The organism is Streptomyces sp. NPDC055239, from assembly GCF_053606205.1.
The window spans coordinates 37,108-51,185 of sequence record NZ_JBSGRD010000012.1 but is presented as its reverse complement, the minus strand read 5'-3'; the positions used below and the strand labels follow the sequence as shown (position 1 = coordinate 51,185).

Genomic DNA, 14,078 nt, shown 5'->3' with positions numbered 1-14,078 from the left:
GAGGACCTTCCCGGTGCCTTGGGAGGCAAGTCACCTGTACTCACAGTCACTTAAAGACGCTGCGCCGAATCCATAACGTCGATGCCATCCCCCAGTAACGAGATTAGAGGGAGGCGGTTGGCCGTGGGCTCTGTTCTGCAGAGATCCGCCACGACGGGTGACGAGCGGGCACGAGGTGTCGGGCACTGGCTTCTGCCGAACTCAGTCGGCCGTCGCTCGTCGCCTTCGACTACGGCGAAAGGCGGGTGACGCGTGATGTGTGCTCTGTACGCCACAGATGGCTCGGAGGCGTTCACCGGGATCCTGCCGCGAGAGGCGGAGTCCGCCAGGGCGGCGCGGCAGATGGTGGACAAGGCTGTCGCGGACTGGGGATTGAGCGAGCTCGCGGAGACGGCCCGTTTGGTGGCCAGTGAGCTGGTCGGCAACGCAGTCGTCCATGGGAAGGGTTCCTCGATCCGCGTCACGGTGGCCCGCGTCGCGACGGACCGGGTGAAGGTGGCGGTCGTTGACCTTTCTCTGCAGGTGCCTCAGATCGCGCGCACCGACGAGGCGCTCGGCGAGAGCGGGCGCGGCCTCTTCCTCATCGATGCCCTGACGCCACGGTGGGGCGTCGACGAGTTCCGGTGGGGCAAGCGGGTCTGGGTCGAAGTCGCGCCGCCCCCGGAGGAGCAGCCCGTCTGCGAGATCCCGATGTGGCACACCATCGCCGCTCAGGCCATCTACCTGGCCGCCCTCCTGGCCGTGATGAGCGCCCTCGCCTACGGCTTCGCAACGCAATGACGCCCTGCCCGCTCCGCCCCCTGTACCCACCCCGGTCGCGGGGCGCTGATCTCGGCCGGGGCGGATTCGACTCCCTGGAGGACGCATGCACTCTCTGATCGTCAGCCCCTTCCTCGAACAGCACGTCCTCGTGCGGCCCGGCCGCCGCGGCGGCGCCCTGCTCCCCGAGCAGCACTACGAGGAGCTGCGCGCCCTCGACCCGCACGAGCCGGCCCCGGAGTGGCTCGCCGACGCCGTACGAGGGCAGTGGGGCGACCTCGACGTGACCGGCCGCCCAGCCGGTGACGTCCTGCTCGTCCGACAGCCTTCGACCTGGGGTTACTCGAAGGCGAGCTGGGAGGTCAACCTCGGCTGCAACTACGCCTGCAAGCACTGCTACTTGGGATTGAAGGTGCAGTCAGGCATGTCGTTCCCGGACAAGCGGTACTGCCTGGACCTGATGGCGGAGGCCGGAGTGCTGTGGCTCCAGGTCACCGGTGGCGAGCCCACCATCGACAAGGACTTCATGAAGTCCTGGCGGCACGCGTACGGGCTGGGCATGATGCTCACCCTCTCGACCAACGGCTCCCTGCTGTGGCGGCAGAACCTCCTTGACCTGCTCAAGGAGTTCCCGCCCTACCGCGTCACTGTCTCCATGTACGGGGCGACGAAGACCAGCTACGACGAGCTGACGCAGCGCGAAGGCGCCTGGGACCTGTTCGTACAGGGCATGAACGCCGCCCGCTCCGCGCTTCTGCCGCTGCGCGTCAGCGTCATCGTCACCGAGGACAACGCCCACGAAGAACAGGCGATGGTCGACCTCTGCACGTCGTGGGGCGTGGACCACGAGGTCTACACGAACATGACGCCGACCATCTATGGCGGCGGCGAGGTCCTCGGAGCGCAGTCCAAGGAGCACCTGCGGATGCGCAAGCAGTTCACCGGCTGCAACGCCGGACACACCTTCTTCCACATGGACCCGCACGGTCTTGTGTCCATCTGCAAGATCGGCCGCGACGGCCAGATCAGCCTCCCCAACGAGGGGATTCAGGGCCTCACCCGGCTGGGTGCGATCGCGGACCAACTCATGCTTCGCACCGGAGGCTGCTCAGGTTGCCAGCTCTCCGGCGCTTGCACCGTCTGCAGGCCTCTGGCCAAGCACTACCAGGAGGCGAAGGCTCCGCTGGCGAGCTACTGCCAGCACGGACAGAAAGTGAAGGTGAAGGCATGACCGCAGTGGCAGTTGAGATCTCCCCAAGGCGACCGTTCCCGGACGAGGGTCCGACCCAGGCCGGTGACGCTCTGCCGTATTTCACGCGGCCCGTCCTGTCCCCGGCGCCGAAGGTCACCACGATCACGGCCGTGGCCGACCTGGACGACCTGATGGACAGTGCGAAGTGCTCCTGCAATGCGGGGGACGATAACCCGCACTAGTACCAAGCGGGGGAGAGGACCGGTCGTAGGTGAGCAGGCCCTGGCACGAAACGCGTCGGGGCCTGCTCCGTGTGTGCCCGCTGAGTAGCGTGCAGCCATGCGCTTCGAGTGGGCCTGGCTTGAGCCAGTGATGACCGTCCCGTACGTTCCAACTCTCGGCCCTGTGCGATGGGAGGATTCGCTTCCCGACCTCTTCGATGCCGTCGTGGAGACTGCCGGAAGCGGCCGGTTCCTCACGTACGACAAGGACCGGCGATGGTCCGACACGAAGACGGAGCGCGTCCTCGTCGATGCCATTGAGCACGACCAGGAGCAGACCCTCGTGCCCACGCTCGTGGAGCGCGGTGCCGGAGCGGTCAAGGTCTACGTCTACGGGAATCCAGAGGCGTTGACGGCCGGCGCCGATCTGGCCCGCAGGCTCGCCCCCGCTGTCGGCGCGGCGAACGCCCGCGTGGTGTGGTTCTGCGGCCCCGACGCTCCCGAGGCAGACGCGCGAGGTGTCGGCACCCGCGTGCAGCTCAAAGACTTCAAGGCCGGTCCGGGAGAGCCGCCCCAGACGCCACCGCAGGAGTACAAGGAGCTGACCGGCGAGGCTGGGTTCGGTGAGTTCGCCCAGCGAATGACGCCGGACGGATTCGCGTTCCTCCACAAGCAGATGCGGGCCGGCTCCATGGGCCCGGTCCTGACCGTCCTCCACGAGGGCCGTGTCGCCGGAGCGATCGGACCAATGGAGACCATGATGGACGCCACAGGTGCGCTGCGACTCCTGCCCCAGTACTTCGGTGTACTGCCCGAGTGCCGTGGGCACGGATACGGTCGGGCACTGTGGCGTGCTGCGATGCACTGGGGTCACCAGCAGGGCGCCGACTACCAGCTGCTCCAGACGGAAGTTGGCGGTGCGTCAGACGGGCTCTGTGCGGCCGAGGGACTCAGGTCGCTCGGGTTCGTGAACGGAATGTCCGCAGAGAGGGCTTCCTGACGGAGCTGGGGGCCAGGGTGCTTATGCGGGACCCCCTGTGCGGGGGCTCCGGCCGTTCTCGTTCAGGCGGATGCACGAGGACGCCGTGCGCCGAACGCTGCGCGAGGGCTGGTGGGCTCCGGACGAATCGGGTACATACGATCCATACGATCGAGTAGCACCAGTCAGTAACCGACCGGGTCGAGATCGGGTCAACCGGAGCCGATCGGCCCCACTTCGCGGCGAGGTGAGCTCCTCAATGCCCGAACAACCCACACCCCCTTCCGGGGCGTCCGTCAGCGAGCGCGAGGCCCGGCAGGTTGCCGAGGCCGCCCGTGAACAGGACTGGCGCAAGCCAAGCTTCGCCAAGGAACTCTTCCTCGGCCGCTTCAGGCTCGACCTGATCCACCCGCACCCCATGCCCGCCGACGAGGACGCCCGGCGCGGCGAGGAGTTCCTCGCCAAGCTCCGCGACTTCTGCGAGACGAAGATCGACTCGGCCCGCATCGAGCGCGAGGCGAAGATCCCCGACGAGGTCATCAACGGGCTCAAGGAGCTCGGCGCGCTCGGCATGAAGATCGACACCAAGTACGGCGGGCTCGGCCTCACGCAGGTGTACTACAACAAGGCCCTCGCCCTCGTCGGATCCGCCAATCCCTCCATCGGCGCGCTGCTCTCCGCGCACCAGTCGATCGGCGTACCCCAGCCGCTCAAGCAGTTCGGCACCCAGGAGCAGAAGGACGAGTTCCTTCCGCGCTGCGCCCGCACCGACATCAGCGCGTTCCTCCTGACCGAACCGGACGTCGGCTCCGACCCTGCGCGCATGGCGATGGCGGCCGTGCCCGACGGGGATTCGTACGTCCTTGACGGCGTGAAGCTCTGGACCACGAACGGCGTCGTCGCCGACCTCCTGGTCGTCATGGCGCGCGTACCGAAGTCCGAGGGCCACAAGGGCGGCATCACGGCCTTCGTGGTGGAGGCCGCGGCGGACGGCATCACCGTCGAGCACCGCAACGCCTTCATGGGCCTGCGCGGCCTGGAGAACGGCGTGACCCGCTTCCACCAGGTCCGCGTCCCGGCCGCGCACCGCATCGGCCCGGAGGGCGCGGGTCTGAAGATCGCCCTCACGACCCTCAACACCGGACGCCTCTCGCTGCCCGCGATGTGCGTCGGCGCGGGCAAATGGTGCCTGAAGATCGCCCGCGAGTGGTCGGGCGCACGCGAGCAGTGGGGCAAGCCGGTCGCGTTCCACGAGGCGGTCGGCGCGAAGATCTCCTTCATCGCGGCGACGACCTTCGCCCTCGAAGCCGTACTCGACCTGTCGTCGCAGATGGCCGACGAGGACCGCAACGACATCCGCATCGAGGCCGCGCTCGCCAAGCTGTACGGCTCCGAGATGGGCTGTCTGATGGCCGACGAGCTCGTGCAGATCCGCGGCGGTCGCGGCTTCGAGACGGCGGAGTCCCTCGCGGCCCGCGGCGAACGCGCGGTCCCTGCCGAACAGGTCCTGCGCGACCTGCGCATCAACCGCATCTTCGAGGGCTCGACGGAGATCATGCACCTGCTCATCGCCCGCGAGGCGGTGGACGCGCACCTCAAGGTGGCCGGCGACTTGATCGACCCGGACAAGTCCCTCTCCGACAAGGCGAAGGCGGGCGCGAAGGCAGGCGGCTTCTACGCCCGCTGGCTGCCGAAGCTGGTCACGGGCCCGGGTCAGCTCCCGCGCTCGTACGCGGAGTTCCACCCCAGCGGCCACACGGACCTCTCCCCGCATCTGCGCTACGTGGAGCGGGCCGCCCGCAAGCTGGCCCGCTCGACGTTCTACGCCATGTCGCGCTGGCAGGGAAAGATGGAGACCAAGCAGGGCTTCCTGGGCCGCGTGGTCGACATCGGCGCCGAGCTCTTCGCGATGAGCGCGGCATGCGTACGCGCCGAGCTCCTGCGGACGACGGAGGACCACGGCCGCGAGGCCTACCAGCTGGCCGACGCGTTCTGCCGGCAGTCCCGCATCCGCGTCGACGAACTCTTCGACCGCCTGTGGACCAACACGGACGACATCGACCACAAGGTGGTCAAGGGCGTCCTGTCCGGCACGTACACCTGGCTTGAATCCGGCGTCGTCGACCCCAGCGGGGAGGGCCCCTGGATCGCGGACGCCACACCAGGTCCCTCCAAGCGGGAGAACGTCCACCGTCCGATCCGCTGACACGCTTTCCGGGGCGTTCCCTCTCGCAGGAAACGCCCCGGAACACGATTCCGACCGACCGGATCGGGGAGCGGTGCACCCGCACACAGCCTCCCAGGCAAGAATGGGGGGATGAGCGACAGTCCAGCCCCCCTCGCCGACCCGCATCTCGTCTTCGACCCCGTCGTCACGGACGGACCGCGGGACATCGTCATCCTCGGCTCGACCGGTTCGATCGGCACCCAGGCCATCGACCTCGTCCTGCGCAACCCCCGTCGCTTCCGCGTCACCGCGCTCTCCGCCGCCGGAGGCCGCGTCGCGCTGCTCGCCGAGCAGGCACGGCAGCTGCGGGTGCGGACCGTCGCGGTGGCCCGCGAGGACGTCGTACCGGCGCTGCGCGAGGCGCTGAAGGGGCAGTACGGCACCGAGCCGCTGCCCGAGATCCTCGCCGGGCCCGAGGCCGCCACGCAGCTCGCCGCCTCCGCGTGCCACACCGTCCTGAACGGCATCACCGGATCCATCGGGCTCGCGCCGACCCTCGCCGCGCTCGAGGCGGGCCGCACCCTCGCGCTTGCCAACAAGGAGTCGCTGATCGTCGGCGGCCCGCTGGTGAAGGCGCTCGCCAAGCCGGGGCAGATCATCCCCGTCGACTCCGAGCACGCCGCCCTCTTCCAGGCGCTCGCCGCGGGCACCCGCGCCGATGTGCGCAAGCTCGTCGTCACGGCGTCCGGCGGCCCGTTCCGGGGACGTACGAAGGCCGATCTGGCGAACGTCACACCGGACGAGGCGCTCGCGCACCCCACCTGGGCCATGGGGCCTGTCATCACCGTCAACTCCGCGACGCTCGTCAACAAGGGCCTGGAAGTCATCGAGGCGCACCTCCTCTACGACATCCCCTTCGAGCAGATCGAGGTCGTGGTCCACCCCCAGTCGTACGTGCACTCCATGGTGGAGTTCACCGACGGATCGACCCTCGCCCAGGCCACGCCGCCCGACATGAGCGGCCCGATCGCCATCGGCATCGGCTGGCCCGAGCGGGTGCCGGACGCGGCCCCGGCGTTCGACTGGAGGAGGGCGTCGAGCTGGGAGTTCTTCCCCCTCGACAACGACGCTTTTCCGTCGGTCGGGCTCGCCCGACATGTGGGGAAGCTCGCGGGCACGGCCCCGGCGGTGTTCAATGCCGCCAACGAGGAGTGCGTGGACGCGTTCTTGAACGGCGCCCTGCCCTTCAACGGAATCATGGAAACTGTCACGAAGGTCGTCGCCGAACACGGCACGCCGTCGGCGGGAACTTCCCTGACCGTCGCGGACGTCCTCGAAGCGGAGACCTGGGCGCGTGCCCGGGCACGTGAACTGACGGCGAAGGCGACCGCGGAGGCCCGCGCATGACGACCTTGATGATGATCCTCGGCATAGTCGTCTTCGCGGTCGGGCTGCTGTTCTCGATCGCCTGGCACGAGCTGGGCCACCTGTCGACCGCCAAGCTGTTCGGCATCCGGGTGCCGCAGTACATGGTCGGCTTCGGCCCGACGATCTTCTCGCGCAAGAAGGGCGACACCGAGTACGGCGTCAAGGCCATCCCCCTCGGCGGCTACATCCGCATGATCGGCATGTTCCCGCCAGGTCCTGACGGCCGCATCGAGGCACGTTCGACGTCCCCCTGGCGCGGCATGATCGAGGACGCGCGGTCGGCCGCCTTCGAGGAGCTCAAGCCCGGCGACGAGAGCCGTCTCTTCTACACGCGCAAGCCGTGGAAGCGCGTGATCGTGATGTTCGCGGGCCCGTTCATGAACCTGATCCTCGCCGTGGCGATCTTCCTCGGCGTGATGATGACGTTCGGCATCAGCACCCAGACGACGTCCGTCGGCAAGGTGTCCGACTGCGTCATCCAGCAGAGCGAGAACCGCGCCAAGTGCGCGAAGGGCGACACGGTCGCGCCCGCCAAGGCGGCAGGACTGAAGCTCGGTGACAAGATCGTCGCCTTCCAGGGCAAGCCCGTCGACGACTGGTCCGCGCTCCAGGGAAAGATTCGCGAGACCATCGGCCCGGCCACCATCACGGTCGAGCGCGACGGCAAGCAGGTGGATCTGCACGCGAACCTGATCAAGAACCAGGTCAGCAAGACGGACGGCGAAGGCGGCTACGTCGAAGGGAAGTACGTCTACGCGGGCTTCCTCGGCTTCACCCCCGCCACCGGCATCGTCCAGCAGGGCTTCGGCGACTCCGTCAGCCGCATGGGCGACATGATGGAGAACGGCGTCGAGTCACTCGTCGCTCTCCCGTCCAAGATCCCCGACCTGTGGGACGCGGCCTTCGGTGACGGCGACCGCAAGCAGGACTCCCCGATGGGTGTCGTGGGCGCGGCAAGGGTGGGCGGCGAGGTCTTCACGCTCGACATCCCGCCGGAGAACCAGATCGCGATGATGCTGTTCCTGGTGGCGGGCTTCAACCTCTCGCTGTTCCTGTTCAACATGCTGCCGCTCCTTCCGCTGGACGGCGGGCACATCGCGGGAGCACTGTGGGAATCGCTGCGGCGCCACGCGGCCAAGCTCCTGAAGCGGCCCGACCCGGGCCCCTTCGACGTCGCGAAGCTGATGCCCGTCGCCTACGTGGTGGCCGGAATCTTCATCTGCTTCACGATCCTCGTCCTGATCGCGGATGTAGTTAACCCAGTCAGAATTTCCTGATTGCGTAAAGTTTGCGGCGGCCAGGCACTGTATGTGGCTGGCCGCCCACTATTGGGTGGACTCAGGGGCGTGATGTGCTCGGGCCCTTCGGGGTGCCGTAATCTCGAAGCCTGGAGCCCGCCGATCTCGGGACCATGATCCACACCTTGGGGATGCACGCCAGATGACTGCCATTTCTCTCGGAATCCCGTCCGTTCCGACCAAGCTCGCCGACCGCAGGGTCAGCCGCAAGATTCAGGTCGGGACGGTCGCTGTCGGCGGAGACGCGCCGGTGTCGGTGCAGTCGATGACCACGACGCGTACGTCGGACATCGGCGCGACGCTGCAGCAGATCGCGGAGCTGACCGCGTCCGGCTGCCAGATCGTGCGCGTCGCCTGCCCGACACAGGACGACGCGGACGCCCTCGCGACCATCGCGCGCAAGTCGCAGATCCCGGTGATCGCGGACATTCACTTCCAGCCCAAGTACGTCTTCGCCGCGATCGACGCCGGATGCGCCGCGGTCCGTGTGAACCCGGGCAACATCAAGCAGTTCGACGACAAGGTCAAGGAGATCGCGCGGGCCGCGAACGACGCGGGCACCCCGATCCGGATCGGTGTCAACGCGGGCTCCCTGGACGCGCGCCTTCTCAAGAAGTACGGCAAGGCCACCCCGGAGGCCCTTGTCGAGTCGGCCCTCTGGGAGGCGTCGCTCTTCGAGGAGCACGGCTTCAGGGACATCAAGATCTCGGTCAAGCACAACGACCCGGTGGTCATGGTCAACGCCTACCGCCAGCTTGCCGCGGCCAGTGACTACCCCCTGCACCTCGGCGTGACGGAGGCCGGACCGGCCTTCCAGGGCACGATCAAGTCGGCGGTCGCCTTCGGCGCGCTGCTCTCCGAGGGCATCGGCGACACGATCCGCGTCTCCCTCTCGGCACCGCCGGTGGAGGAGATCAAGGTCGGCATCCAGATCCTGGAGTCCCTCAACCTCAAGCCGCGCCGCCTGGAGATCGTCTCCTGCCCGTCCTGCGGCCGTGCCCAGGTCGACGTCTACAAGCTGGCCGAGGAGGTCACCGCGGGCCTCGACGGCATGGAGGTCCCCCTCCGCGTCGCCGTCATGGGCTGCGTCGTGAACGGCCCCGGCGAGGCCCGCGAGGCCGACCTCGGCGTGGCGTCCGGCAACGGCAAGGGGCAGATCTTCGTCAAGGGCGAGGTCATCAAGACCGTCCCCGAGTCGAAGATCGTGGAGACCCTCATCGAAGAGGCGATGAAGATCGCCGAGCAGATGGAGAAGGACGGAATCCCGTCGGGCGAACCGACGGTCGCCATCGGCGCCTAGCGGTCGCGCCGCGCTGAGCTGCGCGTGGCTTGATACGTGACCTGGGCCCCGCCACCGTTTGGTGGCGGGGCCCAAGTGTTGCCCGGGGGGGGCGCCCTATTACGCAGGGCAATCGGGTGGGCGGGTGGGAAAACCTGCCGCGAAGCGGCGAAGAAAAGCCGCCAGCCCGCAGAGGCGAAGGCGACGAACCCCGCGGCGCAAGGCCCCAGGCCCGCGGGAAGCCCCCGCCCGCAGGGGCGAACCCCGGAGGACAAAAGGCACCCCGCACAAGGCGCCCCCGCCAGGTACAGTGCGGAGATCTAGCAGACCGTAATGGTGAGGCCCCCGCACGTGTTGACTCAGACCACCACCAGGGTTCTCGAACCGAGTGACCTGGACGCCGCGCTTGCTGTCCTGGACCGCGAGCCGGTGGCCAACGCCTTCGTGGCCTCGAGGGTCCGGGTCGCGGGCCTCGACCCGTGGCGCCTCGGCGGCGAGATGTGGGGCTGGTACCAGGACGGCATGCTGGAGTCCCTCTGCTACGCGGGCGCCAACCTCGTCCCCATATGCGCGACCCCGCGAGCCGTACGCGCCTTCGCGGACCGCGCCCGCAGGGCAGGCCGCCGCTGCTCCTCCATCGTCGGCCCCGCCGAACCCACCGCCCAGCTCTGGCGGCTCCTGGAACCGTCCTGGGGCCCCGCCCGCGAGGTCCGCGCGCAGCAGCCCCTGATGGTCACCGACCGCCTCCCGCGGGACATCGCCCCCGACCCCTACGTCCGTCGCGTCCGCAAGGACGAGATGGAGACGATCATGCCCGCGTGCGTGGCGATGTTCACCGAAGAGGTCGGCATCTCGCCCCTCGCAGGCGACGGCGGCCTCCTCTACCAGGCGCGGGTCGCCGAACTGGTCGGCGCAGGGCGGTCGTTCGCCCGCCTCGACCGCGAAGGCAAGGTCATCTTCAAGGCCGAGATCGGCGCGGCCACGGCGCAGGCCTGCCAGGTGCAGGGCGTCTGGGTGGCCCCCGAGTACCGGGGCCAGGGATTCGCCGCGCCGGGCATGGCCGCCGTCCTCGGCTACGCCCTCGCGGACGTCGCCCCGATCGTCAGCCTCTACGTCAACGACTTCAACACCGCGGCCAGGGCGGCGTACCGGCGGGTCGGGTTCCAGGAGGTCGGGGCGTTCATGAGCGTCCTGTTCTAGCCCGTCGCGTCTCACACCGCACTCCTCACGTACCCGCGTCCGCGAGTTAAAGTTCGGCGCATGACTGACGACGTCGTGATCGGGCCGCTGGACCTCGCCACGCACGTGGACGAAGCGCTGCGGGTGCAGGCCCACGCCTTCGGTCTCAGCGACGACGAGGTGACCGTGCGGCGGCAGATCGTGCTGCGGCACATCACCTACCCCGGCGCCCGCGCGCTCGGCGCCACCACCCCCGAGGGACGGCTCGTCGGCTTCGTCTACGGCATGCCCAACGACCGGGGCCACTGGTGGTCCACGGTCGTCGAGCCGTATCTGCGGGCCGGAGGCGTGGACGGCTGGCTCGACGACTCCTTCGTGATCACCGAGCTCCACGTGCAGCCCGGCTACCAGAACCGCGGAGTCGGCCGCACCCTGATCACCACCATCACGGAGACCGCCGACCAGCCCCGCTCGATCCTCTCCGCGATCGACACGGAGAGCCCCGCACGCGGCCTCTACCGCTCCCTGGGCTACGCCGACCTGGCCCGCAACGTCCAGTTCCCCAGCGCCCCGAAGCCGTACGCGGTGATGGGCGCGCCCCTGCCGCTGAGACGGCCCGGCAGCTAACCGATTTCCACCCGCACCCGGCCCCCGGCTAACCTCCTGCACATCATTCTTTCCACGCAGGAGTTCACCATGGCCCAGGTCCAGCGCATGTCCCGATTGATGATCAAGACACTGCGCGACGACCCGGCGGACGCGGAGACGCTCAACCACAAGCTGCTCGTCCGGGCCGGATACGTCCGCCGCACCGCCGCCGGCATCTGGTCCTGGCTGCCGCTCGGCAAGAAGGTCCTGGAGAACATCTCCCACGTCGTGCGCGAGGAGATGGACGCCATCGGCGCCCAGGAAGTACTCCTGCCCGCGCTCCTGCCCAAGGAGTCGTACGACGTGACGGGCCGCTACGACGAGTACGGCGACCTGCTCTTCCGCCTCAAGGACCGCAAGGGCGCGGACTACCTCCTCGGCCCCACGCACGAGGAGATCTTCACCCAGATCGTCAAGGACCAGTGCTCGTCCTACAAGGACCTGCCGGTGATCCTCTACCAGATCCAGACGAAGTACCGCGACGAGGCCCGTCCCCGCGCCGGTGTGCTCCGTGGCCGCGAGTTCCAGATGAAGGACTCGTACTCCTTCGACACGACGGACGAGGGCCTCGCCGAGTCCTACGCCCTGCACCGCGCCGCGTACATCAAGATCTTCGAGCGCCTCGGCCTCGACCACCGCATCGTCTCCGCCGTCTCCGGCGCGATGGGCGGCTCGGCCTCCGAGGAGTTCCTGGCGCCCGCGCCCGCCGGTGAGGACACGTTCGTGGACTGCCCCGCGTGCGACTACGCGGCCAACACGGAGGCGGTCTCCTTCGTCGCCCCGGTGGTCGACGGTTCCGCGCACGGCCCCGTCGAGAACCTCGACACCCCCGACACCCCGACCATCGAGACGCTCGCCGCCCACCTCGGTGTGCACGCGTCCGCGACCCTGAAGAACCTCCTGGTCAAGGTCGACGGCGAGATCGTCGCCGTGGGCGTTCCCGGCGACCGCGAGGTCGACCTCGGCAAGCTCGGCGAGCACCTGGCGCCGGCCGTCGTGGAGCTGGTGACGGCCGAGGACTTCGAGGGTCGCGACGATCTCGTACGCGGCTACGTCGGCCCGCAGGGTCTGGACAAGGTCCGCTACATCGCCGACCCGCGGGTGGCGGCCGGTACGGCCTGGATCACCGGCGCGAACAAGCTCAACACGCATGCGAAGAACGTCGTCGCGGGCCGTGACTTCGAGGTCGACGACTACCTCGACGTCGTGGTCGTCGAGGAGGGCGACCCCTGCCCCAAGTGCGGAACCGGCCTGAAGCTGGACCGCGCCATCGAGATCGGCCACATCTTCCAGCTCGGCCGCAAGTTCGCCGACGCCTTCCAGCTCGACGTCCTCGGCCAGCAGGGCAAGCCGGTCCGCGTGACCATGGGTTCGTACGGCATCGGCGTCTCACGCGCGGTGGCGGCGCTCGCCGAGCAGACGGCGGACGACAAGGGTCTGTGCTGGCCCAAGGAGATCGCCCCCGCCGACGTCCACGTGGTGGCCGCGGGCAAGGCACTCCAGACGGAGCTCGCCCTCGACGTCTCCGAGCAGCTGAACGCGGCGGGCGTACGGGTCCTGGTCGACGACAGGGCGGGCGTCTCGCCCGGCGTGAAGTTCACGGACGCGGAGCTGATCGGCGTGCCGCAGATCCTGGTCGCGGGCCGCCGCTCCGCCGAGGGCGTGGTGGAGCTGAAGGACCGCAGGACCGGGGAGCGCGAGGAGCTGACCGTGGCGGAGGCGGTCGCGCGGCTGACGGCCTGAGTGGGCTGGCGCTGAGTCCCTGCGGGGCTTTCCCCCACCCCGCCCCTTCCCGAAAACCATGCCTGCGCCCTGGGCCTACCCGGGGCTCCGCCCCAGACCCCGGTCCTCAAACGCCGGACGGCTGAAAGATTCTCAGCCCGTCCGGCGATTGAGGACGAACTCGGCGAAGCCGGTGATGACGGCAACCACAAGGCACAGGGCCCCCGCGCCCAGCGGGTTCTCGGGAAGGGGCGGGGTTGGGGAAAGGAAACGCCCTCTACAGCCACCCGGCGAACTCAAGCAGCAGCTCCGCATCCTGCTCCCGCCCCACACGGCGGGCCCGCACCCCGGACTCCACCGCCCGGAACAACGTCCACCCCCGCAACCGCTCCTGATCCACATCCAGCGACTCGGCGAGCTTCTTGACCCGACGACGGGTGATCGACGCCCCCGATGGCGAGGCGATCAGGTCCTCCACCCGGTCCCGCACAAGACGCGCCAGGTCGAACGCACACTCACCCACCACCGGATCGGGCCCCACGGCCAGCCACGGCAGCCGCTCGCCCGCGAGGACCTTGCTCTGCCGGAACGTCCCGTGCAGCAGCCGCTCCTCCGCGTCCCCGCCAAGGAGCTCCTCACGCGCGGCGAGGGCGGCCTCGACCAGCGGTGCGACCTCCCCGTCGGCGGACGCTCGCATCGCCTCGGCCTGCCGCCCCGTCCGCTCGGCGACCGTCTCGAAGCGGTGGTCCGACGGCGGCTCCACCCACAGCCGGCGCAGGGTGCCCGCCGCCTCCAGGAGGGCCTTGGCCTCGGGCAGCGAACGCACCGACACATCGCGGTGCAGCCGCTCGAGGAGGAGCGCACCGTCAGCGGCGGACGGAGCCGAAGGGTCGAGCAGCTGTACGGCACCGAACCCGCCCCAGTGCGCGAGCGCGGCCCGCTCGCTCTGCGGCCGCGACCTCGGCGGCACCAGCTTCAGGACCGCGGGCGTGCCGTCGGCGAGGCGTACCAGGATGACGAGACCGCTGCGTCCACCGGGCACGTGAACGCGCTCGACGGTCAACTCGCGTAGAGCGACGGCCTGTTCGGCTGCCTCGGGCAGCCTCTCCAGCCAGTCGTCGCCGTCCTGCGCCGTCTCACCGAGTGCGGTGACCAGGCGCTGGGGCGGTTCGAGAGCCATACGCGAGTCGTTCCCTTCCTGACTGC

General features: G+C 69.1%; 12 protein-coding genes. 11 read left to right on the top strand and 1 reads right to left on the bottom strand.

Annotated features, from left to right (window positions below):
- The first annotated feature begins 255 nt into the window (after window positions 1-255).
- The 11 genes from ACWFRJ_RS31975 to ACWFRJ_RS31925 all read left to right on the top strand — a co-directional run bounded on the left by ACWFRJ_RS31975 (window position 256) and on the right by ACWFRJ_RS31925 (window position 12,893).
- On the top strand, window positions 256-780 hold the full coding sequence (locus ACWFRJ_RS31975; protein ID WP_453538749.1) for an ATP-binding protein: 525 nt from the start codon (window positions 256-258) through the stop codon (window positions 778-780).
- A gap of 85 nt (window positions 781-865) precedes the next feature.
- Window positions 866-1,990 carry a radical SAM protein gene (locus tag ACWFRJ_RS31970; protein WP_453538746.1) on the top strand — a complete coding sequence of 375 codons (1,125 nt, stop codon included), beginning with the start codon at window positions 866-868 and terminating at the stop codon, window positions 1,988-1,990.
- On the top strand, window positions 1,987-2,193 hold the full coding sequence (locus ACWFRJ_RS31965; protein ID WP_453538743.1) for a hypothetical protein: 207 nt from the start codon (window positions 1,987-1,989) through the stop codon (window positions 2,191-2,193). Before ACWFRJ_RS31970 ends, ACWFRJ_RS31965 begins: the two co-directional genes overlap by 4 nt.
- A gap of 97 nt (window positions 2,194-2,290) precedes the next feature.
- Window positions 2,291-3,172, top strand: coding sequence for a GNAT family N-acetyltransferase (locus ACWFRJ_RS31960; protein ID WP_453538740.1), 882 nt, complete (start codon window positions 2,291-2,293; stop codon window positions 3,170-3,172).
- Between the two features lie 238 nt (window positions 3,173-3,410).
- On the top strand, window positions 3,411-5,357 hold the full coding sequence (locus ACWFRJ_RS31955; RefSeq protein ID WP_453538737.1) for an acyl-CoA dehydrogenase family protein: 1,947 nt from the start codon (window positions 3,411-3,413) through the stop codon (window positions 5,355-5,357).
- Window positions 5,358-5,468: 111 nt separating this feature from the next.
- A complete protein-coding gene (gene dxr / locus ACWFRJ_RS31950; protein WP_453538734.1) occupies window positions 5,469-6,725 on the top strand; it encodes a 1-deoxy-D-xylulose-5-phosphate reductoisomerase in 1,257 nt (418 codons plus the stop codon).
- A complete protein-coding gene (locus tag ACWFRJ_RS31945) occupies window positions 6,722-8,023 on the top strand; it encodes a M50 family metallopeptidase (protein WP_453538731.1) in 1,302 nt (433 codons plus the stop codon). The genes dxr and ACWFRJ_RS31945 overlap by 4 nt, the downstream gene beginning before the upstream one ends.
- Window positions 8,024-8,186: 163 nt before the next feature.
- Window positions 8,187-9,344 carry a flavodoxin-dependent (E)-4-hydroxy-3-methylbut-2-enyl-diphosphate synthase gene (gene ispG, locus ACWFRJ_RS31940; RefSeq protein WP_453538728.1) on the top strand — a complete coding sequence of 386 codons (1,158 nt, stop codon included), beginning with the start codon at window positions 8,187-8,189 and terminating at the stop codon, window positions 9,342-9,344.
- 330 nt (window positions 9,345-9,674) lie between these two features.
- A complete protein-coding gene (locus ACWFRJ_RS31935) occupies window positions 9,675-10,523 on the top strand; it encodes a GNAT family N-acetyltransferase (protein WP_453538725.1) in 849 nt (282 codons plus the stop codon).
- Between the two features lie 60 nt (window positions 10,524-10,583).
- The gene (locus ACWFRJ_RS31930; protein ID WP_453538722.1) at window positions 10,584-11,129 is read left to right on the top strand and encodes a GNAT family N-acetyltransferase; all 546 of its coding nucleotides are present in this window, start codon (window positions 10,584-10,586) and stop codon (window positions 11,127-11,129) included.
- A gap of 69 nt (window positions 11,130-11,198) precedes the next feature.
- Window positions 11,199-12,893 (top strand): proline--tRNA ligase, encoded by a 1,695-nt coding sequence (locus ACWFRJ_RS31925; protein WP_453538719.1) that lies wholly within the window; start codon window positions 11,199-11,201, stop codon window positions 12,891-12,893.
- Between the two features lie 256 nt (window positions 12,894-13,149).
- Here the strand turns inward: ACWFRJ_RS31925 and ACWFRJ_RS31920 are convergent, their stop codons facing one another.
- Window positions 13,150-14,052, bottom strand: coding sequence for an aminoglycoside phosphotransferase family protein (locus ACWFRJ_RS31920; protein WP_453538716.1), 903 nt, complete (start codon window positions 14,050-14,052; stop codon window positions 13,150-13,152).
- Window positions 14,053-14,078 lie beyond the last annotated feature (26 nt).